Annotated in this window: 26 protein-coding genes and 1 pseudogene; 24 read left to right on the top strand and 3 right to left on the bottom strand. The window is 72.6% G+C overall.

The annotated features are described in order from the left end of the window. The first annotated feature begins 26 nt into the window (after positions 1–26). The 15 genes from ACIBEF_RS00415 to ACIBEF_RS00345 all read left to right on the top strand — a co-directional run bounded on the left by ACIBEF_RS00415 (position 27) and on the right by ACIBEF_RS00345 (position 11,809). Positions 27–434 carry a DUF3307 domain-containing protein gene (locus ACIBEF_RS00415; RefSeq protein ID WP_396789866.1) on the top strand — a complete coding sequence of 136 codons (408 nt, stop codon included), beginning with the start codon at positions 27–29 and terminating at the stop codon, positions 432–434. Between the two features lie 18 nt (positions 435–452). Then, entirely contained in the window at positions 453–599 is a 147-nt protein-coding gene (locus ACIBEF_RS00410; protein WP_396789864.1) for a hypothetical protein, read from the top strand. A gap of 256 nt (positions 600–855) precedes the next feature. Then, positions 856–1,086: a hypothetical protein gene (locus ACIBEF_RS00405; protein WP_396789862.1), complete on the top strand. Its 231-nt coding sequence runs from the start codon at positions 856–858 to the stop codon at positions 1,084–1,086. After that, on the top strand, positions 1,086–1,235 hold the full coding sequence (locus ACIBEF_RS00400; protein WP_396789860.1) for a hypothetical protein: 150 nt from the start codon (positions 1,086–1,088) through the stop codon (positions 1,233–1,235). Before ACIBEF_RS00405 ends, ACIBEF_RS00400 begins: the two co-directional genes overlap by 1 nt. Further along, positions 1,232–1,495, top strand: coding sequence for a hypothetical protein (locus ACIBEF_RS00395; RefSeq protein WP_396789858.1), 264 nt, complete (start codon positions 1,232–1,234; stop codon positions 1,493–1,495). The genes ACIBEF_RS00400 and ACIBEF_RS00395 overlap by 4 nt, the downstream gene beginning before the upstream one ends. Before the next feature lie 115 nt (positions 1,496–1,610). Beyond that, positions 1,611–1,937 (top strand): hypothetical protein, encoded by a 327-nt coding sequence (locus ACIBEF_RS00390; RefSeq protein WP_396789856.1) that lies wholly within the window; start codon positions 1,611–1,613, stop codon positions 1,935–1,937. Then, positions 1,934–3,220 carry a hypothetical protein gene (locus ACIBEF_RS00385; RefSeq protein ID WP_396789854.1) on the top strand — a complete coding sequence of 429 codons (1,287 nt, stop codon included), beginning with the start codon at positions 1,934–1,936 and terminating at the stop codon, positions 3,218–3,220. Before ACIBEF_RS00390 ends, ACIBEF_RS00385 begins: the two co-directional genes overlap by 4 nt. 16 nt (positions 3,221–3,236) lie before the next feature. Beyond that, positions 3,237–5,324 carry a hypothetical protein gene (locus ACIBEF_RS00380; RefSeq protein ID WP_396789852.1) on the top strand — a complete coding sequence of 696 codons (2,088 nt, stop codon included), beginning with the start codon at positions 3,237–3,239 and terminating at the stop codon, positions 5,322–5,324. Between the two features lie 202 nt (positions 5,325–5,526). Continuing rightward, positions 5,527–5,778 (top strand): hypothetical protein, encoded by a 252-nt coding sequence (locus ACIBEF_RS00375; RefSeq protein ID WP_396789850.1) that lies wholly within the window; start codon positions 5,527–5,529, stop codon positions 5,776–5,778. Positions 5,779–5,895: 117 nt separating this feature from the next. After that, positions 5,896–6,306: a GntR family transcriptional regulator gene (locus tag ACIBEF_RS00370; protein WP_396789848.1), complete on the top strand. Its 411-nt coding sequence runs from the start codon at positions 5,896–5,898 to the stop codon at positions 6,304–6,306. A 337-nt stretch (positions 6,307–6,643) separates the two neighbouring features. Then, positions 6,644–7,639, top strand: coding sequence for a hypothetical protein (locus ACIBEF_RS00365; RefSeq protein WP_396789846.1), 996 nt, complete (start codon positions 6,644–6,646; stop codon positions 7,637–7,639). Positions 7,640–7,750: 111 nt separating this feature from the next. Next, positions 7,751–8,239 (top strand): hypothetical protein, encoded by a 489-nt coding sequence (locus tag ACIBEF_RS00360; protein ID WP_396789845.1) that lies wholly within the window; start codon positions 7,751–7,753, stop codon positions 8,237–8,239. A 58-nt stretch (positions 8,240–8,297) separates the two neighbouring features. Continuing rightward, positions 8,298–9,062 (top strand): single-stranded DNA-binding protein, encoded by a 765-nt coding sequence (locus ACIBEF_RS00355; protein ID WP_396789843.1) that lies wholly within the window; start codon positions 8,298–8,300, stop codon positions 9,060–9,062. 216 nt (positions 9,063–9,278) lie between these two features. Beyond that, positions 9,279–10,271 (top strand): cobalamin biosynthesis protein, encoded by a 993-nt coding sequence (locus tag ACIBEF_RS00350; protein ID WP_396790414.1) that lies wholly within the window; start codon positions 9,279–9,281, stop codon positions 10,269–10,271. Then, positions 10,268–11,809: a cobyric acid synthase gene (locus ACIBEF_RS00345; RefSeq protein ID WP_396789841.1), complete on the top strand. Its 1,542-nt coding sequence runs from the start codon at positions 10,268–10,270 to the stop codon at positions 11,807–11,809. Before ACIBEF_RS00350 ends, ACIBEF_RS00345 begins: the two co-directional genes overlap by 4 nt. A 151-nt stretch (positions 11,810–11,960) precedes the next feature. On the opposite strand, the gene ACIBEF_RS00340 is transcribed toward ACIBEF_RS00345, so the two are convergent. Next, positions 11,961–12,362, bottom strand: a complete 402-nt coding sequence (locus ACIBEF_RS00340) for a rhodanese-like domain-containing protein (protein WP_355009007.1) — start codon at positions 12,360–12,362, stop codon at positions 11,961–11,963. A gap of 223 nt (positions 12,363–12,585) precedes the next feature. On the opposite strand from ACIBEF_RS00340, the gene ACIBEF_RS00335 reads away from it, so the two are divergent. The 5 genes and pseudogenes from ACIBEF_RS00335 (at position 12,586) to ACIBEF_RS00315 (ending at position 17,878) form a co-directional block, all read left to right on the top strand. Further along, entirely contained in the window at positions 12,586–13,347 is a 762-nt protein-coding gene (locus tag ACIBEF_RS00335; protein WP_396789840.1) for a hypothetical protein, read from the top strand. A gap of 106 nt (positions 13,348–13,453) precedes the next feature. Then, a pseudogene (locus ACIBEF_RS00330) lies at positions 13,454–14,365 on the top strand (M48 family metallopeptidase); the annotation flags it as partial. Between the two features lie 36 nt (positions 14,366–14,401). Next, positions 14,402–15,745, top strand: a complete 1,344-nt coding sequence (locus tag ACIBEF_RS00325; protein WP_396790412.1) for a dipeptidase — start codon at positions 14,402–14,404, stop codon at positions 15,743–15,745. Between the two features lie 77 nt (positions 15,746–15,822). Next, positions 15,823–16,029, top strand: a complete 207-nt coding sequence (locus ACIBEF_RS00320; protein WP_030333429.1) for a hypothetical protein — start codon at positions 15,823–15,825, stop codon at positions 16,027–16,029. 256 nt (positions 16,030–16,285) lie between these two features. Next, the gene (locus ACIBEF_RS00315; protein ID WP_396789838.1) at positions 16,286–17,878 is read left to right on the top strand and encodes an ATP-dependent DNA ligase; all 1,593 of its coding nucleotides are present in this window, start codon (positions 16,286–16,288) and stop codon (positions 17,876–17,878) included. A gap of 10 nt (positions 17,879–17,888) precedes the next feature. On the opposite strand, the gene ACIBEF_RS00310 is transcribed toward ACIBEF_RS00315, so the two are convergent. Then, complete coding sequence (locus ACIBEF_RS00310; RefSeq protein WP_396790410.1) at positions 17,889–18,710, bottom strand: SURF1 family protein; 822 nt, start codon at positions 18,708–18,710, stop codon at positions 17,889–17,891. Between the two features lie 205 nt (positions 18,711–18,915). On the opposite strand from ACIBEF_RS00310, the gene ACIBEF_RS00305 reads away from it, so the two are divergent. Continuing rightward, positions 18,916–20,319 carry a cobyrinate a,c-diamide synthase gene (locus ACIBEF_RS00305; RefSeq protein ID WP_396789836.1) on the top strand — a complete coding sequence of 468 codons (1,404 nt, stop codon included), beginning with the start codon at positions 18,916–18,918 and terminating at the stop codon, positions 20,317–20,319. Continuing rightward, positions 20,316–20,885 carry a GNAT family N-acetyltransferase gene (locus ACIBEF_RS00300; protein WP_091405515.1) on the top strand — a complete coding sequence of 190 codons (570 nt, stop codon included), beginning with the start codon at positions 20,316–20,318 and terminating at the stop codon, positions 20,883–20,885. The genes ACIBEF_RS00305 and ACIBEF_RS00300 overlap by 4 nt, the downstream gene beginning before the upstream one ends. Before the next feature lie 42 nt (positions 20,886–20,927). Here the strand turns inward: ACIBEF_RS00300 and ACIBEF_RS00295 are convergent, their stop codons facing one another. Continuing rightward, positions 20,928–23,057, bottom strand: coding sequence for a transglycosylase domain-containing protein (locus ACIBEF_RS00295; protein WP_396789834.1), 2,130 nt, complete (start codon positions 23,055–23,057; stop codon positions 20,928–20,930). 121 nt (positions 23,058–23,178) lie between these two features. On the opposite strand from ACIBEF_RS00295, the gene cobC reads away from it, so the two are divergent. Both cobC and ACIBEF_RS00285 read left to right on the top strand, forming a co-directional pair. Next, the gene (gene cobC / locus ACIBEF_RS00290; protein WP_396789832.1) at positions 23,179–24,264 is read left to right on the top strand and encodes an Rv2231c family pyridoxal phosphate-dependent protein CobC; all 1,086 of its coding nucleotides are present in this window, start codon (positions 23,179–23,181) and stop codon (positions 24,262–24,264) included. Continuing rightward, positions 24,261–25,403: a nicotinate-nucleotide--dimethylbenzimidazole phosphoribosyltransferase gene (locus ACIBEF_RS00285; protein ID WP_396789830.1), complete on the top strand. Its 1,143-nt coding sequence runs from the start codon at positions 24,261–24,263 to the stop codon at positions 25,401–25,403. The genes cobC and ACIBEF_RS00285 overlap by 4 nt, the downstream gene beginning before the upstream one ends. Positions 25,404–25,442: the final 39 nt, after the last annotated feature.

The raw sequence follows: 25,442 nt of genomic DNA, 5'->3' as shown, positions 1-25,442 counted from the left end.
GAACTTCCAGCCCGGGAAGGAGTGACATGTCCGCCACGCTCGCCACCGCCTTCGTCGCCCTCTACGCCGCACACCAGGTCGCCGACCACTGGGTGCAGACCCAGCACCAGGCCGACCACAAGCACGAGGACGGCTGGTCGGGGCGGTGGGCGTGCACCAAGCACGTCGCCACCTACACCGCCACGGCGGCGGTGGCGATCCTGGCGGCGGCCCTAGTCACCGGATGGCAGCCCAACCCGCTGCCGTTGGTCGCCGGTCTGGCGGTCAGCGCGATCACCCACTACATCGCCGACCGGCGCACCCCGCTGCGGTGGATGGCCGACCGGCTCCGCAAGAACCCGGCCTGGCTGGAGAGGGGCGGCGGCTTGTACGCCCTCGACCAGTCCTGGCACGTCGGGTGGCTGTTCGTGGCCGCCCTCATCATCTCCGTCTGACCTGAAGGGAACCCAGCCATGGGCAAGAAGGACACGAGCGGGACGTACAGCACCGACGGCAAGGGCAGCGCCGCCACCGAGCGGGCGATGGCCGACATCCGCAAGGCGCAGGACAGGCGGTACAGCGCGGACATGGACCTCCGCCAGAACCCGCCGCGCCGCTGACGACCTGCGTACGCCGCCCGGCCCACACCGGTCCGGGCGGCCAGCGGAGGACGCCAAGCAGGCGACCACGACAAGAGGAGGCGCAACGGTGAGGACCTGCTGGCACTTCTGGCGGTGGCGTCACGGCACCAGGGCGGCACGCACTGCGCGCGGTGCTGCGTCTTCCGCCCGTACCGCTGACCACAACGTAGGCGGCCCCCGGTACGCGACTCCACCGCACACCGAGGGCCTTGATCAGGAAACGGAGTCCTGACCCATGAGCATGATCCCCGACGCGGGCCCGCCCGCGCAGCCCACCGAAGTGTGGCGGCTCGACATCTTCGTCCGCGAGACCGAGACCGACAGCGTCATCTTCAACGCCACCGAGGCCGACGTGGACGACGAGGCGCTGCGCATCGTCGCCGCCCAGGACGGCGACCACGGCGACGTCTACCAGCTCACCGGAGCTGACCGGGCCATCTACTACACCACCGTGACGGTGAAGTGATGGCCGTCCCGCGTTGGATCTCCCGCACCCTGCTCGTCGGTGCCGCGTTCATGGCGTTCGCCGTCGGCTACAACCACACCCACGAGCCGTGCGACATCGGCGCGGCCGGCATGTGCGTCACCGCAGCTCAGGCCGGGGGTGCGCGATGAACACGCTCAGCGCCCGGATCTGCACCGCGATCTTCGCCCCGATGCCGTTCACCGCCGCGTGGGAGATCGCCCTGTACGCCGCTGTCGACGGGCAGCCGCCCATGGTGCTGGTCGCTGTCGGGGGTGTGCCGATGCTCGCCACGGTCGTCGCCGGGGTCGCGATCCTGCTCGACGAGTTCGGCCCCGCCGAGCCGGCCCCCGTACCGCCCGTCCAGCGTCGCGCCGTGTCCGCGCCGCAGCGCAAGGAGCTGGCGCGATGACCCTGCTGACCTGCAAGAAGTGCCGGCTGATCATCGTCCCCAACGGCATCACGCCCGCCGACGTCGCTGAGGCGATCATCGAGCACGTCAAGGTGTGCACGAAGGCGGTCCGCTGATGTGTGCCATCAACGGCAAGTGCGGGTGCAACCGAGTCGCTGGCGGCTGGCTGGAACTCATCCTCGTCGGCGGCGCCCAGCTCGTCTGGTGGCTGCTCAAGAAGCTCGCCCAGGCCGCCCGCGCTCTCTTCGTGGTCCTGCTCGCCATCACCGTGTGGGCCAGCCCCCGCGTGTACCGGCTGGCCCGGCGCCGCGCCAAGGCCGTGTACCGCTGGTACGTGACCCTGCCCGTGCTGCTGGAGCGTCAGCAGCCCGCCGCGGTCACCGCCACCACAACCGCCCCCACCCTCGCCGACCTGAGCCTGAAGCAGGAGGCCAACGCGTGATCACGTTCCGACGCGCCCCCGTCGACCCGGAGCTCGAAGCCGCCAGGGCCGCGGCCCAGCGCGAGCAGGCCCGGTTCGACCTGGAGCGCACCCGACTAGAGGCGCAGCTCGCCCGCGAGCAGCAGGAAGCGCACGCCGAGTTCACCCGCCGGCAGGCCATTGCCGACGAGCAGGAGAAGCGGCGCCGCGACACCATCCTGCGCGCGGAGAAGGCCGAGCGGCGTGACCGCAACCGCAAGGCCCGCGCCGAGTTCATGGCGAAGCTGCGGCCCGTGTTGCCGCTGCTGCTCATCAACGGTGGCGCCGCCTACGCCCAGGCCGCGTACGCCTTCGAAGAGATCGCCCCCGCCTACTGGAACACCCCGTCGAAGGTCGCGTTCGCGGTGGCGTTCTCCGCCGCCTTGGAGTCCATCGCCGTGTACGTGCAGTGGCACGCGCATGACGCGTTGATGCTGCGGGCACACGCCACTGCGGCGTCGCTGCGGCGGGCGTCGTGGGGCATCGCCGCCGTGGTGGGTGCGATCAACTACGCGCACTTCGCCGACGGCATGCAGCCGACCGCCGCCGCCGTGGCGTTCGCGTTGTTGTCCCTGCTCAGCCCGTGGCTGTGGGGGCTGCACACCCGACGCGCCCAGCACGTGCAGCTGCTGGCCGAGGACGCCAACCTGATCGACGAGGGTGGGGTGGAGTTCTCCCCGCAGCGGCGCCGGGCGTTCCCGTGGCGGTCGTGGCAGGCGAAGCGGTGGAGCATCGACCACGGGGAGCGTGACCCGCGCGCCGCGTGGGAGGGCTACAACGAAGAGCGGCGGGCTCGGAAGGCTGAGCGGCAGTTGCGCCGGCACGAGAAGGCGGTCGACCGGGAGGCGGAGAAGACCGCCATTGCCCCAGCACCTGAGCCGCCGGCTGACGACCTGGCGGTCATCGTTGACGCCATCACCGAGCCGACGCCGACCGCCGAGGTGCCGGCAGCGCACCGCCCGAGGTGGCGTCCGAACGTCACCCGCCGGCCCCGCCGGATGGGACGGCCGCAGCCGCAAATCATCGTCAATTTGCCCGAGCCGAAGCCGGCCCGCCGACCCGCCGAGCCGACCGCAAAAACGTCGACTTCTGCGGGCAGCCGGGGCCGTCCGTCGTCGGCGCAAAAGGTCGCGAATTTTGCGGCCAAGAACCCCGGCCTGACGGTCGCCGAGATGGCGAAGAAGTTGAACCTTTCTGCGGACACCATCAGCCGGCACCTCCCGAAGCAGACCGCCTCCGTCAACGGCCACAACCTCAGCAACTGAACAAGGAGCAACGACCATGACCGACACCGCAGCTCGTCTCGGGGAGGTGCTCCCCTTCCCCCGCCAGCCAGCCATCGATGCAGCGCCCACCGCGCCGAAGCAGGTAAGCCGGGCGGCCGACGCCCTGGAGGGCGACGTCTACGCGCAGACGCCCGACGGCGAGTGGGGGCCGGTGCTGCCCGACTGGGCCAAGTCCCGCACCGCGCTCGCCGGGCAGGTCCGTGCGGTCGGCCGCCGCGTCTCGTACCGCTCCCGCTGGCACCTCTGGCGCTCACCCAAGTACGGCGTCCGGATCGCGGTCCGCACCGTGCGCGGGGCCGGGCGCGGCGCGTACCGGTTCGGCCGGTGGATCACCGCGAGCGAGTACGCAAAAGTCATCGAGGACGCCACCTTGCGCAGCCAGTGGACCGACGTGCGCGACAACACGCTGGAGCGGGGCAAGGTGGCGCTGCGGCGCGTCAAGCGGCTCGGATACAGCAGCGCCGGCAGTGCCGTCGCTCTCACCACCGTCACCGCCATCGTCGGCCCGGAAGTGCTGTACGGGCTCGGCGTGGCCCTGACCGCCGCGGCAACGGCAGCCGGGTGGAAGGGGAAGGCCGAGGCTCCGATCCTCGACTCGCCGCACCCCGACGCCACCCAAGACCTGAACATGCAGATCCTCACCGAGGCGTTCCGCGCCGCCGGCCTGCTCAAGGGCGAGGTGGAGTTGCGGCGCGTCGCCCCGATCATGCGCGACGGGCGCGGCTGGGCTGCCGTGGTCGACATGCCCCGCGGTGGCGGCAAGACCGCCGCCGACGCCATCGCCAAGCGGGACGTTCTCGCCGCTGAGCTGGGCGTCGACGAAATCCAGGTACTCATGGGTCGGGTGCGCGCCAACGCCGGCGGACACGCGGCGCGGATCAAGCTGTGGGTCGCTGACGACGACCCGTACATCGGTCCGAACACCCCGTCTCCGCTGGTCAAGGCCGATCAGTGGAGCATCTGGGACCCGATTCCGTTCGGCGGGGACGCCCGCGGCGAGCGCATCGAGTTGTCGCTGCTGGAGCACTCGCTGTTCTTCGGCGGCCTGCCCGGCCGGGGCAAGAGTTCGGCGCAACGCCTGCCCAGCGCAGCGGGGGTGCTCGACCCGCACGTGCGGCACTTCCTGGCCGACGGCAAGGGTGGCGCGGACTGGCGGGCGATGCGGGCCGTCGCGTATCGCCTGGTCCTCGGGGCCGAGCCCGACGCGCTGGAGGCGTTCCTCGACATGCTGGCGGAGATCCTCGCCGACATGGAGCGCCGATTCGCCCTGCTCGGCAGCTTGCCGCCGAACATCTGCCCCGACGGGAAGCTCACCCCGTACATCAGCCAGAAGTACAAGCTGCCGGTGACCATGGTGACCATCGACGAGTTGCAGGAGTTCCTCACCGCGATGGACAAGGAGGACCGGGAGGAAGCCGTCAACCGCATGGCGCGGATCGTGCGGCGCGGTCGGGCCGCTGGCTACATCCCCAACTTTGCCAGCCAGCGGCCCGACGCGGAGTCGGTACCGACGAAGCTGCGGGAGGTCATCGACTACCGGTTCTGCACCCAGGTCACGGATAAGCCCAGCTCAGACATGGTGCTGGGCAAGGGCAAGGCCGCGATGGGCGCCGACGCGTCGGTGCTGGAGGAGTACCACAAAGGCGTCGGGGTGCTGCTCACTGGCCCGGGATCGTACGTGACGGTGCGCTGTGACTACATGGACATGCCGGCATTCCTGGCGATCGGCCAGAAGGGGCGTGAGCTGCGGCAGGCTGCCGGCACCTTGGAAGGCGACGCTGCTTCGGACGTGCTGGAGGCCGCCGACGACGCCGGGTACCGGGTGCCGCAGATACTCGCCGACGTCCTGGACGTGATGCGGCACAGCGACCGGATGCACACCAGCGACGTCCTGGCCGGGCTGGTCAACGTGGACGAGGGAACCTACGGCTCGTACACGCCGGACCAGATGGCGGCCGAGCTGGCGGCGGCGGGAGTGAAGCGGTCCACCACCCAGGTGAAGATCGGCAACACCAACCGGAACGGCTGGTACAAGTCGGACCTGCTCGGCGCGCTGCCGGTGGACTTTCTCAGTCGTCCGTAGACCCCACCCCTCTACCAGGTGGCTGTTTTGACCCGGTTCGGCCCTCCCTCTACTGAAGGGCCGAACCGGGCCGGAAGTAGACCGGCCCTCTACCGGCGTAGGTAGAGGGGTAGGGCGCTCTGACCTGGGCTGTAGGCCCCCGTAGAGGGGTTTCCGGCCTGACCCGACCAACCCCCTGAAAAGACCCGCTTGGAGGTCCCCTGTGCCCGTCCTGTCGCTCGGCTCCCTGCCACCCGGCACCACCACGGTGGTGCTGGTCATTCTCGGACTCGCCGGGCTGTACCTGCTGGAGTGCCTGATCTGGCCGAACGCCCGGTGCGACCGCTGCAAGGGCGGCGGAATCCACATGTCGCCTGATGGCCAGCACTGGCGCGACTGCCGTACATGTGAGAGCAGCGGGAAGCGCCATCGTCCCGGCCGTCGCTTGCTGAACCTGATGCGGGGGCGCCGCTGACCATCGCGCCGCCCCCGCATCAAGCCCTCGGCCAGATGGTCGGGGGTTTCGTCTTGGGCCTTTGGGCCTAAGGGCCATGTCCGTACATGTTGGTGTCGATCCGTAGCGTGCTCCAGCGTGATCAACCACGCCGCCGAGCGAGCGGTGTACCGACAGATCGCCGACGAGTTGCGCGAGCGCATCCAGTCGGGGCAGCTCAGGCCGGGCGACGACCTGCCGTCCGTTCGACACCTCGCCCAGGAGTACGGCGTGGGCACCGACACGATCCAGCGGTCGATGGACGTCCTCAAGGTTGAGGGCCTGATCGGCACCGTGCGCGGATACCCTGCTTGGGTGGTCGAAGAGCGGGACCGCACGAAGGTCAGCGTGCCGCGCGGCGCCGAGTTCATCGCCCGAATGCCCACCGACGCCGAACGCACCGAGCTGGGCATCGAGCCGGGGGTCGTGGTGCCGATCGTCGTGGTGGTGGTCGGTGGCCGGGAGCGCGGGAAGTACGCGGCGGACCGGACACGCTTCACGTTCAGCTAGGCCGGCGGGCGATCTTGGTAGCGTGGGACGCAGGCCATGGGAGCTGCGTGGCCGTGTCTGATCGACCCGAAGTTACGGATGCTGAACGCAAGTTGCACGGATAGAAGCGCTCCCAGTGTGGATGAAGCGGACGGCCGGACAGGAACTACGCGGGATTCCCGCCGAGCCGAACGGACGAAGATCGCCGACACAGGTCGCGCCGCGCATCCACCGCGGGCAGGATGGCAGCTCACGGTGATCGAGACAACACTGGTGTGACCTTTCACCCAGGAAGCAACAGCAGCGATTTAGTCCCATCGATCGGACGCGGCGCAACACCCCGGGGGGCGGTGAAGCCATGAAGACCAGCACCATCCGACGTCTCATCCTCGGTGCGGCGTGCGGCGTCGCCGGGGCCATCGCCTTCGCCGCGCCCGCCTACGCCGACGACAGCCAGCAGCCGGGGGGGCCGCTGGACACCGTCGTGAGCGAAGTCGTCGACGAGGTGCTGCCCGAGCCGGAGCCGACGACCGAGCCGACCGCCGAACCGGAGCCGACGAAGGAACCCGACGAGGCGCCGGCCGAGGAAGCGCCAGCCGACCCGGAGCCCGAGGCGCCCGCCGAGCCTGAGCAAGAATCCGAACCCGTCGAGGAGCCCGAGCCCGCACCGGACGAGCCCACCACCCCGGTCACCGACGCCCCGGTCGAGGTACCCGCAGACGCCCCACCGGTCGAGGCGCCCACCACCCCCACGCCGGAACCCACACCCGTCGTCGTCCCGGCCCCGACCGAACCGACACCGGCACCGGTCGTCACCCCGGCGCCCACCGAGCCGACACAACCCACCGAGCCCGCCCCGGTCGACACCCCGACCACCACCGACCCGCCGGCCGAGCAGCAGCCGGCCCCGGCACCGGTGGTCGAGGTCGTCGAGGTGGTTGAGCTACCGGTCATCGGGCCCGTCGCCGCCACCGGCACCATGCTCCCCGGCCCGGCCCCCACCCGGGCCGGGGACACCCCGGACGACCGCGAACCGCAGTGCACCAGCGACCGCGACGACAACACCGCACCCGACCACGGCCGCGGTGTCGTCCGCACCATCACCGACCGGCGCACCGGGCTACCCACCGCCAGCAGCCACCCCGCGAAGCCGTGCCCCACCCCAGCAGGGCCCGACGGCCAAGCCGTCACCGCCGGCAGCGTCAAGCCGCCACCGCCCACCGGCCAGGAACTGGTCGCCCTCACCGTCGGCGGCGCCTACAGCGCACCCGTGCTGCACCGGCTCCAGCATCTGCGTGCCCGCGGTGACATCCCCGCTGGCCGTAGCGAGCACATCGAGCCCGGACCCGCCTGAGCCCCGCCCCGCCCGCAGCGCGACAGCGGGCAACGGCACGGGAGGCCGGTACCGCGACTCCGACCTCCGATCACACCCCGTCCCAGTGCCACCCGATCGGAGCTGATCAGAATGCGCACCACCGAAGGTATGGCCACTCGACAGAGCGAACCGTCCGCCGACGCCAGCAGCCTGCCCTGCCTTGGCCTCCTCGCCCTGTCCGCCGGCAGCTTCGCCGCCGCCGCCTCGGCCTACGTCTTCGACAGCACCACACCCATTGACGTCAACCGCGGTGCCTACGCGCTCGCGGTCTGCGTGTCAATCGTCGCCTTCAGTGCGTGGCTCGCCCGGACCAGCGAAATCCGGCTCCAGAGGTACATCGACCGGCGGCTCGACGAGCACACCGAACGGATCGAGAAAGCCATTCGTGATGCCCCGCCGTCGGTGTCGTACCTGCCGCACCGCAACCGGCCCACCGGCCAGACCTACCGAACCATCGCCGCCGTCGCTGTCGGAGGGGGCGGCGACACCGTCCCGCTCCCGACCGGCATGGACCCCGCCACGGCCGCTGCCGTGCGACGCATCAACATGCGCCTCGCTCCCAGGGCGGACCAGCAGTAGGAAGGTGTGGCGGACGCCGGGTAATAAGCCTTAGGCGTCCGCCACGGTCGTCGGCAATGTGCTGACTACGCCCGAGTGGCGGCGTACGACCCAGAGCAACACCCTGGTGGCCAACTTCAAGGTCGCCTCCACCGCCCGCCGACTCGACCGGGACAGCGGCCGGTGGGTTGACGGCAATTCGCTCCGCGTCCGCGTCAACTGCTGGCGCAAGCTCGCAGAGGGGGTGGCGGCCTCCGTCATGGTCGGCGATCCGGTGGTGGTCTGCGGGCGGCTCTACACCCGCGACTGGACCGACGACGGCGGTAACCACCGCACGCTCTACGAGTTGGAGGCCGTGGCCGTCGGCCATGACCTGTCCCGGGGGCGCGCCCGTTTCCTGCGCAACCGGCCGAGCATGGCGACCAGCACCGTGGAGGATGCGGAGGCCGAGAGCCGGGTGCACGGCGAGCCCACCGAGCCGGTGCCGGCCGGGCAGGCGCCAGCGCTGCCCGACGACAGTCCGCTGGACGACGACTTCGAGCTGCCCGACTACGCGGAGCTGCGAACCAGCCCGTTCGGCAACGTCCCGGCGGACGACGACAGCCCCCCGAGCGGCGGCGTCTTCGGTGACGGCGGAGCGCTTGCGGGCGGCGGACCGGGCGGGCCGGCAGACGCTGCGCCGGCGCTCGACGACGAGCTCGCCCCGTCGCCCGATGCGGACGACGACAACGCCGACGGTGACCTGGACATCGAGTTGGGGTCGGTGCCCGATGAGGGGCAGCCGGAGCCGGCGCAGCCCGGTCGAGGGCGGCGTGGTCGGGGCCGGATTCCGCAGCCAGCCTGACCGGTCGGCTCGGCCGTCGCGGTTGAGCGGCACGACGGGGGCGGGGTGGCGGCGCGACCAGCGTCGTCACCCCGGGTGACAGGACGTCGGCGGGTTTGCCGGCCTGTCACTCCACGGGTTCTCGTTGCCGGGGCGGCACCGTGGGTTGGGCTGGTTCACGGGATGCTCGTCTAGGCTGGCCGGCCGGAGGTGGTGCGGGTGCGACGGACAGCGCCGATGGCGAACGCGGTGGGGCTGCTGGCCGGGTACGCGCTGGACAGGGTGCTCGGTGACCCCCGCCGGTGGCACCCGGTGGCCGGCTTCGGGCAGGCAGCGGGCGCGCTGGAGCGCCACCTCTACCGCCCGGACCGAACGGCGGGTACGGCATTCACCGTGCTGGCCGTGGGCGGGCCGGTGTTGCTCGGGGCGGTCGCCGCGGCGGCTACCCGCCACCGGCCGGTGATCCGGACGGTGCTGGTGGCGGCCGGCACCTGGACCGTGCTGGGCGGTCGCACGCTACGGCACGAGGCGACCGTCATGGGTCGTACGCTGCGTGACGGTGACCTGCCCGCTGCCCGGGGACGTCTCGGTCACCTCTGCGGGCGGGACCCGTCGACGCTGGGCGAGTCGGAGCTGGCCCGTGCCACGGTCGAGTCGGTCGCGGAGAACACCTCCGACGCGGTGGTCGCTCCGCTGCTCTGGGGTGCGGTCGCTGGCCTGCCCGGGCTGCTGGGCTACCGCGCGGCGAACACCCTCGATGCGATGGTCGGGCACCGGTCGACGCGCTACGCGCGGTTCGGCACGCCGGCCGCTCGGCTGGACGACGCGCTCAACCTCCTGCCGTCCCGGCTGACCGGGCTGCTCACCATCGCCGTCGCGCCGGTCGCGCACGGGGACCGGCAGCGCGCCTGGCAGGTGTGGCGGCGGGACCGCAACGACCACCCGAGCCCCAACGCCGGTCAGTGCGAGGCGGCGATGGCGGGCGCGCTCGGGGTCCGCCTCGGTGGTCGCAACGTCTACTTTGGGCGCTCCGAGGTGCGGCCGTTCCTCGGCGACGGTCCCCGCCCGGAGGCGCGGCACCTGAAGCGGGCCGCCCGGATCTCCGGCGCGGTGGGGCTGGCCGCCGTCGGGTTGGCCGCCGCGTACCCGGTGACGTTCGGCCGGCTGGTTGGCGCGGTGAGCAGGCGTGCACTGATCGGCGCCGTGGGTCGGCGGGGGAGTGGGCGGTGAGCGGCGGGCTGCTGGTGGCCGGCACGACGTCCGACGCCGGCAAGAGCGTGCTCACCGCCGGCATCTGCCGTTGGCTGCACCGGCAGGGCGTGAAGGTGGCGCCGTACAAGGCGCAGAACATGTCGAACAACTCGGCGGTGGTCGTCGGGACGGACGGGCGCGGCGGCGAGATCGGGCGCGCTCAGGCCATGCAGGCTGCGGCGTGCGGGCTCGCACCCGACCTGCGGTTCAACCCGGTGCTGCTCAAGCCGGGCAGCGACCTGGCCAGTCAGGTGGTGCTGCTGGGCGAGGCGGTCGACACGATCACCGCGGGCACCTTCCGGCAGTTGCGTCCCCGGCTCGCCGAGACCGCGTACGCCGCGCTGGCCGAGCTGCGCGAGACGTACGACGTGGTGATCTGCGAGGGCGCCGGCAGCCCTGCGGAGATCAACCTGCGGGCCGGTGACTACGTCAACATGGGGCTGGCCCGGCACGCCAACCTGCCCACCATCGTCGTCGGCGACATCGACCGGGGCGGTGTCTTCGCCTCGATGTTCGGCACCGTGGCCCTGCTCGACCCGGCCGACCAGGCGCTGATCGCCGGATTCGTGATCAACAAGTTCCGGGGCGACCTCGGGCTGCTCCAGCCGGGTCTGGACATGTTGCGTCAGGTCACCGGCCGCCCCACGTACGGGGTGCTGCCCTGGTCACTGGACCTGTGGCTCGACGCGGAGGACTCACTCGCCTACGGTCGGGTGCTCGGTCGACCCGCCGCCCCGCACGGCAGGGAATGGCTGGACGTGGCCGTCGTCCGCCTACCCCGGATCAGCAACGCCACCGACGTGGAGGCGCTCGCCACCGAGCCGGGCGTCCGGGTGCGCCTCACCATCGAACCGGCCGACCTGGCCGCCGCCGACCTGGTCGTCCTACCCGGCTCCAAGTCCACCGTCGCCGACCTCAGGTGGCTGCGCGAGACCGGTCTCGCCGACGCGGTGGCCACCCATGTGGCGGCCGGTAAGCCGCTGCTCGGCCTCTGCGGGGGCTTCCAGATGCTCGGCCGTGCCATCCACGATCCGGTGGAGAGCCGGCAGGGCAGCGTGCCGGGGCTCGGTCTGCTGCCCATCGACATCACCTTCGACCCGCGTAAGACCGTCCGGCAGTCGGTGGGCACCGGCCCCGGTGGCCTTCCGGTGCGGGGCTACGAGATCCACCACGGGTACGTCTCACAGGCCGACCCGAGCCTGACCCCGTTGCTGACCAGCGACGACGGCGTCGGAGAGGGTGCCGTGCTCGGCGTGGTGCACGGCACGCACTGGCACGGGGCGTTCGAGTCCGACGAGTTCCGAAGGTGGTTCCTCACCGAGGCGGCTCGCCTGGCCGGTCGCAGCGGGTTCCAGGTCGCACCGGCCACCAGCTTCGCCGCCGCCCGGGAAAACTCGCTCGACCTGCTCGGCGACCTGGTCGAGGAACACCTGGACACCGATGCCCTCTGGCGTCTCATCGAAGCCGGCCCACCCGCCGACCTGCCCTTCATCCCACCCGGCCCTCCACCCTCCTGACCGGTGCACCGTCCCCTGTGGAGGGTGGTCGTGCCCGATCCTCGTCGTGGGGGCCCACGTCCACCCGAGGAGGGGCCCGTTTCCCGGATCGAGCACGATCGTGCGCGGACCGACCGCCCGCAACGGAACCTGAGGGGCGGGGTCGGAGGAGTCAGGGGCGGATGTCGGCGGGACGGTCGGTGGTGGGCAGGCCGGCGGCGAGCCAGGCGTCCACGCCGCCGATCATGTCGGTGGCCCGGCGCAGCCCGAGGGTCTGCAGGCTGGCGGCGGCCAGGCTTGAGCTGTAACCCTGTCGGCACACCAGGATGATCTCCCGGTCGTACCCGGTGGCTTCCGGGATCCGCCAGGCACTGGCCGGATCGAGGCGCCACTCCAGTACGGTCCGGTCGACGACGACCGCGCCCGGCAGGTCGCCCTGTTCGCGGCGCTGCAGTTCGGTACGGGTGTCGACCAGCAACGCGCCGCCGCGGACCGCCTCGACGGTCTGCTGCGGAGTCAGTCGGTGCAGCCCGGCACGGGCCTGTTCGAGCAGGGCGTCTATACCGGGGCTCATCACGTCTCGGAGCACCACCCGATCATGCCGATTTGGTGGCACCCCGGGCGGCGAACGGGCCGCCCGTCACCCGTCGCCGCCCCAATTCCCCCGGACGTGACGGTGGCCGACCGGGGCGGTCAGCCGGACGTGTCACAGTGGCCCCCATGCCGTCCCACCCGGCATGATCGACACGGCTTCAAGGAAGTCGCGGTGTCCGGTCGACAGGGATACCGCGCCTTCAATGAACCCGAGCGATCACCGTGGTCAGCGGCCGTCGCGGCATACTTCGGGTCATGCGCCACGCCAGGTCGGGCCACGCCAGGTCGCGCCTGGCCAAGCCGCGCTGCACTCGGAGGCTGCGCTGACCCCGGGAACCGGCGGACCGACAGTCGCGGTTGTCGAGGCGTACGCCGAACTGGCTCGTCGGGTGCTCGCGGGCCCGGCACGGTTGGGGCGGACCCGGCTGGTCGCGGTCGACGGGCCGAGTGGCGCGGGTAAGAGCCGGTTCGCCGCGCAGCTCGCGGACGCCCTGGCGGGGCCGCTCGGCGGCCGACCGCCGGTGGTGCACACCGACGACCTGCTCGACGGGTGGGACGACCAGGTCACCTTCTGGCCCCGGCTCGACGAGGGGGTGCTCGCCCCGCTGCGTGTCGGTGAGCCGGGTGCCTACCGGCGGTACAGCTGGGTCCGGCGGTGTTTCCTGCCCCGGCCGGTTCCGGTTCCGGTGGCTCCGGTGCTGGTGGTCGAGGGGGTCAGCGCCGCTCGGGCGGTCGTCCGGCCGGAGCTGACGCTGGCCGTGTTCGTCACCGCGCCCGCGTCGCTGCGGGTGGCTCGCGCGGTCGCCCGGGACGGGCCGGAGATCCTGCCCGAGCTGCGCCGCTGGCATGACGGGGAGCGGGCGCACTTCGCCGTCGACGAGACCGCGACCCACGCCGACCTGGTGGTGGACGGCGCGCCGACACTGCCGTACGACGCGGACCGGTACTACGTGCGGCTGCGATGAGCGGGCATGGACGTGGGCCACGGTCTGCGGCACGATGCGGAGAGCTACGGCGAACGGGGAGCCACCATGACGGCAGCGGACGCGCCAGCTCGGCGTCGGATCGCGCTACACCGAGGCCGCTGCGGCGCTCGACGTGGCCGAACTGCCCGAGCTGTACGTGACCCAGTCGCCCTGGTTGGGCGCCGAGGCGGTGGGGCTGGAGCGGCCGTTCATCGTGCTGAACTCCGCCTGCGTGCAGCAGTTCGACGAGGACGAACTGCGCTGCCTGCTCGGCCACGAGTTGGGCCACGTGGGCAGCGGGCACGCGGTCTACAAGACCATGCTTATGATCCTCACCCGGTGGGCGGCCAACCTGAGCTGGTTGCCGGTCGGCGCGATCGCGCTGCGCGCCATCATCGCGGCGATGCTGGAGTGGTGGCGCAAGGCTGAGCTCTCCGCCGACCGGGCCGGCCTGCTCGCCGGGCAGGACCCGGCCGCCGCGCTGCGGTTTCTGATGAAGCTCGCCGGCGGCGGTGACCTGTCCCAGGTCGACACCACGGCCTTCCTGGAGCAGGCCGCCGAGTACGCCGGTGGCGGCGACCTGCGCGACAGCCTGCACAAGATCCGGATGACGGCGTGGAGCACCCACCCGGTGCCGGTGGCGCGGGCGGCGTCGCTGCGCCAGTGGATCGACTCCGGGGCGTACGGGCGGGTGCTGGCGGGGGACTATCCGCGCCGCGAGGACGACAGCTCGACGAGCGTGTCGGAGGAGATCAAGGCGGCTGCCGAGTCGTACCGGGAGGAGTTCAGCCGGTCGACCGACCCACTGGTCGGGTTGCTGCGCCGGCTCGGCGACGGAGCGAGCGACGTCGGCGAGTGGGTGGGCGGCACCGCCGGTCGGGCCCGTTCCTGGATGGATGCCGCCACCGAGGCGGCGGGCCGCGCACACCGCGCCGGGCGGGCCGCCCCGGGCGCGCGGGCCGGCGCCGGCACCGCGGACAGCGGTGACGGTACGGGCTCCGCCGGCACACCCCGGTAAGGCCGGCATACGATGCCGGTCATGACCTCACCGATCATGACCGAGTCCGAGGTACGGGCCGCCGTCGAGCGGGAGATGCCCGGCGTCCGGGCCGACCTGGAACGACTCGTCCGCATTCCCGGCATCGCCTTCGAGGGCTTCGACCACTCACACGTGGAACGTTCCGCCGAGGCGGTCGCCGAGCTGCTGCGCGGCTGTGGCCTGGACGTCGACATCGTGCGATCCGGCGGCCAGCCGGCGGTGATCGGCCGTCGGGCCGCCCCGCCCGGCGCGCCCACCGTGCTGCTCTACGCCCACCACGACGTCCAGCCGGTCGGCGACCGGTCGCTGTGGGAGTCCGACCCGTTCGAGCCGGTGGAACGGGACGGCCGGCTCTACGCCCGGGGCGCGGCCGACGACAAGGCCGGCATCATGGCGCACGTGGCGGCGCTGCGCGCGTACGGTGACGCGCTGCCGGTCGGCGTGGTCCTCTTCATCGAGGGCGAGGAGGAGTACGGCTCCGACTCGCTGGAGCAACTGCTGGCCGAGCACCGCGACGAGATCGCCTCGGACGTCATCGTGATCGCCGACTCCGGTAACTGGGACATCGGCGTACCGGCGTTGACCACCTCGCTGCGGGGCATCGTCAACTGCTTCGTCGAGGTGCGCACGCTGGACCACGCGGTGCACAGCGGCATGTTCGGCGGTGCCGTGCCGGACGCGCTCACCGCGCTGGTCCGGCTGTTGGCGACGCTGCACGACGACGCCGGTGACGTGGCTGTGGACGGCCTGGTCGGCCGGGAGGGTGCCACCGTCGACTACCCGGAGGACCGGGTCCGGGCCGAGGCCGGGCTCGCCGACGGCGTGCAGTTCATCGGCACCGGCCGGATCACCGACCGGCTCTGGACCAAGCCCGCGCTGGCCATTCTCGGTGTCGACGCGCCGTCCACCGGCGAGGCGCCGAACGCCCTGGTCCCGGCCGCGAAGGCGAAGCTCAACATCCGCCTCGCCCCGGGCGACGACCCCAAGCGGGCGTACGCGGCGGTGCGCGCGCACCTGGAGCAGCACGCACCGTGGGGTGCGCAGGTGACCGTCACCTTCGAACACGACGGTGACCCGTGCGTGATCGACGCGTCCGGGCCGATGTTCGACGCCGCCCGTTCGGCCTTCCGGACCGCCTGGGACGGCACCGACCCGGTGGACATCGGCGTCGGCGGCTCGATCCCGTTCATCGCCACCTTCCAGGAGATGTTCCCGAAGGCGGCGATCCTGGTGACCGGCGTGGAGGACCCACACGCCCGTGCGCACGGGCCGAACGAGAGTCTGCACCTGGGTGAGTTCGCCCGGGTCTGCCTGGCCGAGGCACTGCTCCTGCGCAACGTGGCGGCGGTGAGCAGTTAGGTGTCAGAACGGCAACTTTGGGCCTGATCTGGGAGTTTACGGCGTGTCGGATGGTCAGCTGTTATAGCCTTTCGTACATGAGTACGAACGAGGTGATGGCCCGGTTGGGGGCCGCTGTCAGCGCGCTGGGAGATGTCGATGTCTCCGCGTGGTCCGAGGACACGCTCAACGAACAGCTCGGTGAGCTCTCCGCCGCACTGGTCGCCCTCGACTCGGTGCTCTCCCGGGTCGCCGGCGAGGTCCGCGCCCGGGGGTTGCGCATCGAGGAACCCGTCTCCGCTTAGGGCGTGTGTCAAAGCCCCTGGCCGGCCTGCGGCGGGCCCAGACGACGACCGGCCGCGTTGGAGATTGGCTCGGATACAACACCGGTATCCGAGCCAATCTCCGCCTTGCCGGATCGCCGCCTGGACTCCGCCTCGGCTCGACCGAGGACTTTGACACACGCCCAGGCCCTGATCCGTCGTCCAGTGAGTGGGCGGCACCCTGCCGACACCGCCCGGGCACGGCAATGCCCGGGCGGTGTCGGAGGTGACTGGCAGGATGAGCTGCGTGCGGTTCCTCGATCTGGCAGCCACCTCCGCCGCCGTCGGCGCCACCAGCGGCCGACGGGCCAAGGTGGAGCTGCTCGCTGACGCGCTGCGCCGGCTCGACCCCGACGAGGTCGAGCCCGGGGCCGGCTATCTCGCCGGTGAGCTGCGCCAACGACAGACCGGCGTCGGCTACGCGAGTCTGCGTGACCTGCCGCCGCCGGCCGCCGAGCCGACGTTGACGGTGGCCGGCGTGGACGCGGCCATCGCGCAGATCGCCGCGGTGCACGGCTCCGGCTCACAGGCTCGGCGTCGGGCGCTGCTCGGCGCCCTCTACGCGGCGGCGACGGCAGACGAGCAGCGGCTGCTCACCGGCCTGTTCAGCGGCGAGCTACGGCAGGGCGCCCAGGCCGGCCTCCTCGCGGACGCGGTGGCGCGGGCCGCCGAGGTGCCGGTGGCGGCGGTCCGCCGGGCGCTGCTGCTCGCCGGTGATCTCCGGGCGGTGGCGGTGGCCGCGCTGGCTGGAGGGGCCTCCGAGTTGGCCGGCTTCGGTCTGCAGGTCGGCCGCCCGCTGGCGCCGATGCTCGCGCAGAGCGCCCCCTCGGTCGACGAGGCGCTCGCCGCGACCGGCACGCCGGCGGTGGTCGACGTCAAGCTCGACGGCATCCGCATCCAGGTGCACCGCTCCGGCACCGACATCGCCGTGTTCACCCGCAGCCTCGACGAGATCACCACCCGGGTGCCCGAGGTGGTCGCCGCGGTCCGTGCCCTGCCGGGCCGGGAGTTGGTCCTCGACGGCGAGGCGATCGGCCTGGACGAGACCGGCCGCCCACTGCCGTTCCAGCAGACGTCGAGCCGGGCCGCCCGACGCACCACCCCCAGCACCACCGGGCGCACACCTGTCGCTCCGGCGGTGCTCGCGGCGGCTGCCAGCACGGGCGCCACGGTGCTCACGCCGTACTTCTTCGACCTGCTGCACCTCGACGGCCAGGATCTGATCGACAGTCCCGGCCGGGAGCGGTGGGCCGCCCTCGCCGGTTCGGTGGATTCGTCGCTGCTGGTCGGTCGGATGGAGGTCGACGGCCCGGAGCAGGCCGCCGCCGCGTTCGCCGCCGCGCTCGACGCCGGGCAGGAGGGCGTTGTGGTCAAGGCACCGGACGCCCCCTACGACGCCGGCCGGCGCGGTGCCGCCTGGGTCAAGGTGAAACCGCGGCACACCCTCGACCTGGTGGTGCTCGCCGTCGAGTGGGGCAGCGGCCGACGCAAGGGCTGGTTGTCCAACCTGCATCTGGGCGCGCGTGACGCGCACACCGGCGACTTCGTGATGCTCGGCAAGACGTTCAAGGGGCTCACCGACGAGCTGCTGCGGTGGCAGACCGAACGGTTCCTCGACCTCGCCGTGGAACGCGGCGACTGGGTGGTCCGGGTCCGGCCCGAGCAGGTGGTGGAGATCGCCTTCGACGGGGTGCAGACGAGTTCGCGCTATCCCGGTGGGATGGCACTGCGGTTCGCCCGGGTGGTGCGCTATCGCGACGACAAGTCCGCCGCCGAGGCGGACACCATCGACGCGGTCCGTGCCATCCACGCCGGCCGCGTCACCGGCTGACCGGGCGAGGTCAGGCGGAAGCGGTCGGCGTCGGCTCGGCGGCCCGGTCCAGCGGAGCCGGGGTGGTGCCGATTCCGGCGGCCCGGCGGGCCTCCCGACGGGCCACCCAGCCGTAGCCGAACAGCGCCATCACCGCGAACAGCCACCACTGCACGACGTAGCCGAAGTTCTGCCAGTTGTTGGCATGCCCCACCGGCACCGCCTTGAACACCGGATCGGCTGCCGGGGTCTGCTCGTCGAGCAGCAGATACGCGCCGTAGACCGGGTAGGGAAGCTCGCCGGCCAGCCGGGACACCCCGATCCGCCGGATCTCCAGCAGGCCGTCGCGTCGGGCCACCGCGCCGGCGCCGCTCTCGGTCTCGTGCACCCGGCCGACCACCGTCACGTCGCCGGTCGGCGCGGCCGGCACCGACGGATGGGCGGTCGCCCCACCGGGTGCCGGCGGGATCCAGCCCCGGTCCACCAGCACCGCCGTGCCGTCGGCGAGTACCAACGGGGTGAGCACCTCGAAACCGACCCGGCTGTCCACGGTGCGGCCACGGACCAGCACGGTGTTCGTGGGGTCGTACCGGCCGGTGACGGTGACCCGGGTCCAGACCTTGTCCTCGGCGGGGGCCGGACCGGCCGTCCCCGCGCCGCCGGCGGGGGCGCGCAGCGCGTCGGTGAGCGGCACCGGAGCCATCCGCTGGCCCGCGTCGATCCGCTCGTTGACCTCGGTGCGCCCCCGGTAGCGGTCGAGCTGCCAGTTGCCGAGGAACACCATGACGGCGGCCGCGACCAGGGTCAGCGCGAGAGCGCCCAGCCAGCGTGGGCTCAGCAGGAACCGGTACACGGCACCGAGGCTACTCGTATGACCGGCGCCACTGACCTGGACCGGGCCGGACGGGCCGGGACCGGCGACCGGGGGTCCGGCCAGGGCCGGGCCGGGCACCCCGGTTGGCGGTGCTCGCGCCTCCAGCCGGGCGGGTATCGTCACGCCGACGGATCGGCCTCGGTCGTCCCGTCGCGTACCCGCCGCCGCTCGCGAGGAGTCGATGATGACCGTCGTGCCGCGCCTGGTGCTCAGCGCGCCGTCCTCCGGGCACGGTAAGAACGCGCTGGCGATCGGGCTGCTAGCCGCCCTGGCCGAGCGAGGGGTCGACGTCGCCGGGTTCAAGCTCGGGCCGGACCACGTCGACGCCGCCTACCTCGGTCTCGCCTCCGGCCGGCCGGGTCGGGTGATCGACCCCCGACTGGTCGGCCTCGACCGGCTCGCCCCGCTGGTGGCGCACGGTGCCGCCGGTGCCGGGCTGGCCGTGGTGCAGGGCAGCATGGGCCTGTACGACTCGGTCGGCGGCCGTCCCGAGCAGGAGTCCACCGCCGCCGCGGCCGCCGCGCTGCGCAGCCCGGTGGTGCTCGTTGTCGACGTGGCCGCGATGGGCCAGTCGGTGGCGGCCCTGGTGCACGGTTTCCGCTCGTACGACGAGCAGCTGTGGCTCGGCGGGGTGATCCTCAACCGGGTGGCGTCGTCGCGGCACGAGGGGATGCTGCGCGAGGCGCTGGACGACGTGGGGGTGCCGGTCTACGGCGCGCTGCGTCGACAGGACCTGCCGGCGGTACTGCCGTCGCGGCGGCACGGCGTGGCCCCGGTGGTCGAGGGTTCGGCCGACGCCGTCCGAGCGGTCCGCCGGCTGGGCGAGGCCGTCGCCGCCACCGTCGACCTGGAACGGCTGCTCGGGCTGGCCCGCTCCGCCCCGCCGCTGCCGGCGCCGGCGTGGTCCCCCGAGGAGGCCCTCGGCACGTTCACACCCCCGGCGAACCGCCCACTGGTGGCGGTGGCCGGTGGGCCGGGCGGCAGTTTCAGCCACCCGGAGACCACCGAGCTGCTCCGGGCCGCCGGCGCCGAGGTCGTCGTCGTCGACCCGCTGCGCGACGAGGCGCTGCCGGTCGGCACCCGCGCGCTGGTCGTCGGCGGCGCGCTGCCCGAGGCGTACGCCGAGCAGTTGTCGGCCAACCGGCGGCTCTGCATCGCGGTGGCCGAGTTGGCGCGGACCGGGCGTCCGGTGGTCGCCGAGGGCGCCGGGCTGCTCTGGCTGGCCCGGGAGCTGGACGGGTTGCCGATGTGCGGCGTCCTGGACGCGGTGGGCGTCAGCCGTGACGGGGTGGTGGCCGGCTACCGGGAGGCGACCGCCCAGACCGACAGCGTCGTCGCCGCCACCGGCACGGTGCTGGTCGGGCACAAGGCGCACCGCGCGGTGCTCACCCCCCGCGCCGGTCAGCGCCCGGCCTGGAGCTGGGACGGCGGCACGCCCGAGGGCTTCGTCTGGCGCAACGTGCACGCCTCGCAGCTCACGCTGCACTGGGCGAGCCATCCGGCGACGGCGGCCCGGTTGGTCGCCGCGGCGGCGGCCGATCCGACGAGCGAGGTGGTGCCCGCGCAGTCGGGCGAGGTGTCGGTGTGATCGGTCAGGTGGCGGTGCGCCGATTTCCGGCGCTGACCGTCTCCACCCCGCGTACCGAGGTGCGGCAGCTCACAGCGGCCGACGCGGCGGCGGCCGGGGAGATCTTCGCCGACAAGCTCACCCGGCGTTGGCTGCCGCTGCCCGACGACTCCGGCCCGATCGACGGGCTGGCCTGGTGCACCGATCTGGCCCGGCAGCGGCGCGACAGCGGAGAGGGTGACCACTACGCGGTGCTCCGGCGGGAGGACGACCAGGTGGTGGGCTCGCTGTGGACCCGGCGCACCGACTGGGGCGCCCGCCTCACCGAGATCTCCTACGCGATGGCAGCGCACGCGCGGGGCTTCGGCTTCGCCGCCGAGGCGGTCGACGCGGTGGCCATCGCGCTGATCCTGGAGCACGGCTTCCAGCGGGTCGAGCTGCGGGTGGCTCCCGGCAACCTGGCCTCGCGTCGGGTCGCCGAGAAGGCCGGGTTCAGCTACGAGGGGCTGCTGCGCAACGCCGGCTTCGTCAGCGGCGGCCGGGTGGATCTGGAGCTGTGGTCGTTCGTCGCCGCCGACCTGCGCTGAGCCGCGCGCACCCGCGCGGACCTGCGCCGAGCCGCGCGCAGCTCAGCCGACTATGGCGTCCGACGGTGGGGTGAACTGACGGGTCGGGGTGCCCTTCAAACCGTCGCGTAGGGTCTCCGAAACCGCCTTGATCGGGATCTGGGACTGCCCGTCGCCGACCGCGTTGAACGGGTTGTCCGGGTCGGAGATGAAGCTCGCGGCGGCCAACTCCGGGGTGTAGCCCACGAACCAGGCCGACCGGGTGCTGTCGGTCGTACCGGTCTTGCCGGCCACCGGGCGTCCGACGGTGCCCCGCACGCTGTCGGCGGTGGACCAGCCGCCGCAGCTGCCGCGCGCCGGGGTGTCGCCGGTCGGGCAGCGGGCCGCGTCGGTGGCCGCCCGTGCCGCGTCCGCGCTCACGACCTGCCGGCAGCGCGGCTTGGCCACCTCACGGTGCAGACCGCCCGCTGTGGCGTACGTGGCGGGCGTGCCGTCCCGATTCATGATCGCTTGCACCGGGATGGCCTCGCAGTAGCGACCGTCGGCCGCGATGGCGGCGTACGCGTTCGCCATCTCCAGCGGGGTGGCGTCGGAGACGCCCAGGGTGAACGCACCCCACTTCTTCGCCTTGTCCGGGGACGCGTGGTCCCGGTCGACGTCGGTGCGCCACCGCAGCCCGAGCTGTTCGGCCAACCGGACCGCCCGGTCCGCGCCGACCTTCTCCTCCAGCCAGACGAAGTACGTGTTCACCGACTTGCCGAAGCCGGACCACATGGTCTGCTGACCGGACATGGCGCCGCTGGCGTTGGAGGGCGCCCAGCCGTCGTAGACCTCGGAGCGGTAGCGGTACGGGGCGTTGAACGAGGTGGAGAGGGTCATGCCCGCGTCGAGCGCGGCCAGCATCGGGAACATCTTGAACGTCGATCCGGCCTGGTAGCCGGCCAGGTCACCGCCGCCGAGCAGCGGTGCCACAGTGTTCGGATAGTTGGCCTTCACATTCGGCCCGGCCTCCGGGTTGGAGCTCTGCGGGTTGTCGGCCAGGTCCAGCGAGTACGTCCGGTTCACCGCCATGGCCTTCACCCGCCCGGTGCCCGGCTCGGAGACCACGATCCCGTTGGCGAACGGGCTGCCGGTGGCCTCCTTGGCGCCGACGTTCTTCTCCGCTGCCTCCTGGATCTTCGGGTCGATGCTGAGCACGATGCGGTAGCCGCCCCGGCGCAGGTTGTCCATCCGTTCCAGCCGGTTCGCCCCGAACGCGGGCTGGGCGCTCCACCAGTTCTTCAGGTAGTCGCAGGCGAAGCCCCAGCTGTTGTACTTCTCCGGCACCGCTGCGCAGTCGTGCGGTGGGGTGGTCAGCTTGAGCCGGATCGGTTCGGACTTGGCGGCGGTGGCCGAGTCGGGGGAGAGGTAGCCGAGTTGGCTCATCCGGTCCAGCACGTAGTTGCGCCGCCCGGTGGCCTCCTTCTGGTCGGAGTCGGCCGGGTCGTACTCCGAGGGGGACTTGACCAGTCCGGCGAGGGTGGCGGCCTCGACCGGGGTGAGGTCCTTCGGAGTCTTGGAGAAGAAGATCTCGCTGGCGGCGTAGATGCCGTACGCCCGGTGCCCGAAGTACGCCGAGTTCAGGTAGCGCTCCATGATCTCGTCCTTGCTGACCTCCTTCTCCAGGTCCAGCGCCATCCGCATCTCCTTGACCTTGCGCAGGCTGGTCTGCTGGGTGGCTTCCTGGACCTCCTTGGGCGTGGTCGCGCTGTCCCGCAGGGCCATCCGGACGTACTGCATGGTCAGCGTCGACGCGCCCTGGGAGCCGCCGGAGCGGGCGTTGGAGACGAAGGCCCGGGCCACGCCCTTCGGGTCGACGCCGTGGTGCTGGTAGAAGCGGGAGTCCTCGGCGGCGATGATCGCCTGCTGGATGTTCGGCGACATGTCCGACAGCTTCGTGTACTGCCGGTACTCCTCGTAGAACATCGTCAGCACGGTCTTGCCGTCCGGGCCGTAGACGTACGAGGTCTCGGCGGGCAGGGCGGTCTTCAGCACCCGGGTCTTCTGGTCCACGGCGTGCGCGGTGGCCTTCGCGCCGAGCCCGGTGAGGGCGACGACCGGGTAGGCGACGGCGGCGATCACGATTCCGGCGATCAGCCCGGCGCGGAGGAGAGGGACGAGACGACCAGCGGCAGCAAGGGGTCGGTTGCTCACCTGGTCAAGTTATGACATTTCCGATTCGTACATGAGAAGAACTCTTAAACCGACGAGTGGTGACGTGGCTTACGCCGAGATCGGCTGTCCCACCGGCCGCCTTCCCGGCAGGATCGCGGACATGTCTGATCAGCCGAGCGCGGTCGCCCCACCCGCCGGGGTCGAGCCGGACCTCGCCCATCACGGCGACGCGGAGGCGACCGCCGGCCTGATCGACCTCGCCGTCAACGTCCGTCGGGCGCGACCGCCCGCCTGGCTGGCCGACCCGATCGCCGCGACCCTGACCGACCTGGCCCGCTATCCGGACCCGGCGCCGGCCCGGGCGGCGGTCGCCGCCCGACACCGCCGTCACCCGAACGAGGTGCTGCTCACCGCCGGCGCCGCCGAGGGGTTCGTGCTGATCGCTCAGGCGCTGCGCGGCGTGCGCCGCCCCGTGGTGGTGCACCCTCAGTTCACCGAGCCGGAGGCGGCGCTGCGGGCCGCCGGACACCCGGTCGAGCGGGTGCTGCTCGACGCCGCCGACGGCTTCCGGCTCGACCCGTCCCGGGTGCCCGCAGACGCCGACCTCGTGATGATCGGCAACCCGACGAACCCGACCTCGGTGCTGCACCCCGCCCAGGCGGTGGCCGCGCTGGCCCGCCCCGGCCGGGTGCTGGTGGTGGACGAGGCGTTCGCGGACACCACCATCGCCTCAGGGCACCCCGGCGAACCGGAGTCGCTGGCCGAACGCCGGGACCTGCCCGGGCTGCTCGTGGTGCGTAGCCTCACCAAGACGTGGGGCCTGGCCGGGCTGCGGATCGGCTACCTGCTCGGCGCGCCGGAGCTGCTGTCCCGGCTGGCCGCCGTCCAACCGCTCTGGGCCGTCAGCACACCCGCGTTGGCCGCCGCGTCGGCCTGCGCCAGCGCCGTCGCGGTCCAGGCCGAACGCGCGATCGCCGCCGACCTCGCCGCCGACCGCGAGCACCTGGTCGCGCGCCTCGCCGAACTGCCCGGTGTACGCGTCGTCGGCCGTCCCGCCAGCGCGTTCGTCCTGCTGCACCTGCCCAGGGCGACAGCGATCCGGGCCGCCCTTCGCGAGCGCGGCTGGGCGGTACGCCGAGGCGACACGTTCCCCGGCCTCGGCCCGGACTGGCTGCGGGTGGCCGTACGCGACCGAAACACCACCGACGCGTTCATCAACGTGCTGCGCGAGACCATGGAGGCATGATGCTGGAGACCACTATCGCCGCGATCCGCCCGGCGGACGAAGCGGCAATGGCCGCCGCCCGGGCGCTGCACGGCCGGCTGACCAAGCCGGCGGGCTCGCTGGGCGCGCTGGAGGAGCTTTCGGTACGCCTCGCCGGCCTGGCCGGAGTCTGCCCACCGCCGCTGCCCGAGCCGGCCGCGGTGGCGATCTTCGCGGGCGACCACGGGGTGCACGCCCAGGGGGTCAGCCCCTGGCCGCAGGAGGTCACCGCGCAGATGATCGGTAACTTCCTGGCCGGTGGAGCGGTGGTCAACGCGTTCGCCCGGCAGGCCGGTGCCTCGGTCACCGTGGTCGACGTCGGCGTGGCCACCCCGCTGCCCGCCGACCCGGCCGTGCTCGACCCGGCTGTGCTCGACCCGGCCGCCGACCCGGCCGCCGACCCGGCCGCCGACCCGGTCGTGCTCGATCCGGCCGTGCCCCGGCTGGTTGTCTCGTCCGTCCGCCGGGGCACCGGCGACCTCACAGTGACGGCCGCGATGACCCGGGACGAGGCGCTGGCGGCGGTGCGGACCGGCATCCGGATCGCCGACGAACTGATCGACGCCGGCGCCGGCATCCTGCTCACCGGGGACATGGGCATCGGCAACACCACCCCGGCCGCCGTGCTGATCGCCGCGTTCACCGGCGCCGACCCACTCGACACCACCGGTCGGGGCACCGGTGTCGACGACCCGACGTACGCGCGCAAGGTGGCTGTGGTGCGGGCCGCGCTGGCCCGGCACACCCCCGACCCGGTCGACCCGCTGGGGGTGCTGGCCGCCGTCGGTGGTCTGGAGCACGCCGCCCTGGCCGGGCTGATCCTCGGGGCCGCGGCGCGCCGCACACCGGTGCTGCTGGACGGTGTGATCGCGGTCTCGGCCGCGCTCGCCGCCGCCGCTTTCGCACCGGACGCGGTCTGCGCCATGGTCGCCGGCCACCGCTCGGCTGAGCCCGGCGCCACCGTCGCGTTGCGCCACCTCGGCCTCGACCCGCTGATCGACCTGGGGCTGCGCCTCGGTGAGGGCACCGGCGCGCTGCTGGCGTTGCCCGTGGTCACCGGCGCGGTCCGGGTGCTGCACGAGGTGGCCACCTTCGACTCCGCAGGGGTGGCCGAGAAGTGAGCACCCGCCGCGAACGAGCCGTCCGCCTCGGTGGTGCGG

It is taken from the genome of Micromonospora sp. NPDC050795 (genome assembly GCF_044456785.1).
Taxonomy (GTDB): Bacteria; Actinomycetota; Actinomycetes; order Mycobacteriales; family Micromonosporaceae; genus Micromonospora.
This window is presented reverse-complemented; position numbering and strand designations above follow the sequence as displayed.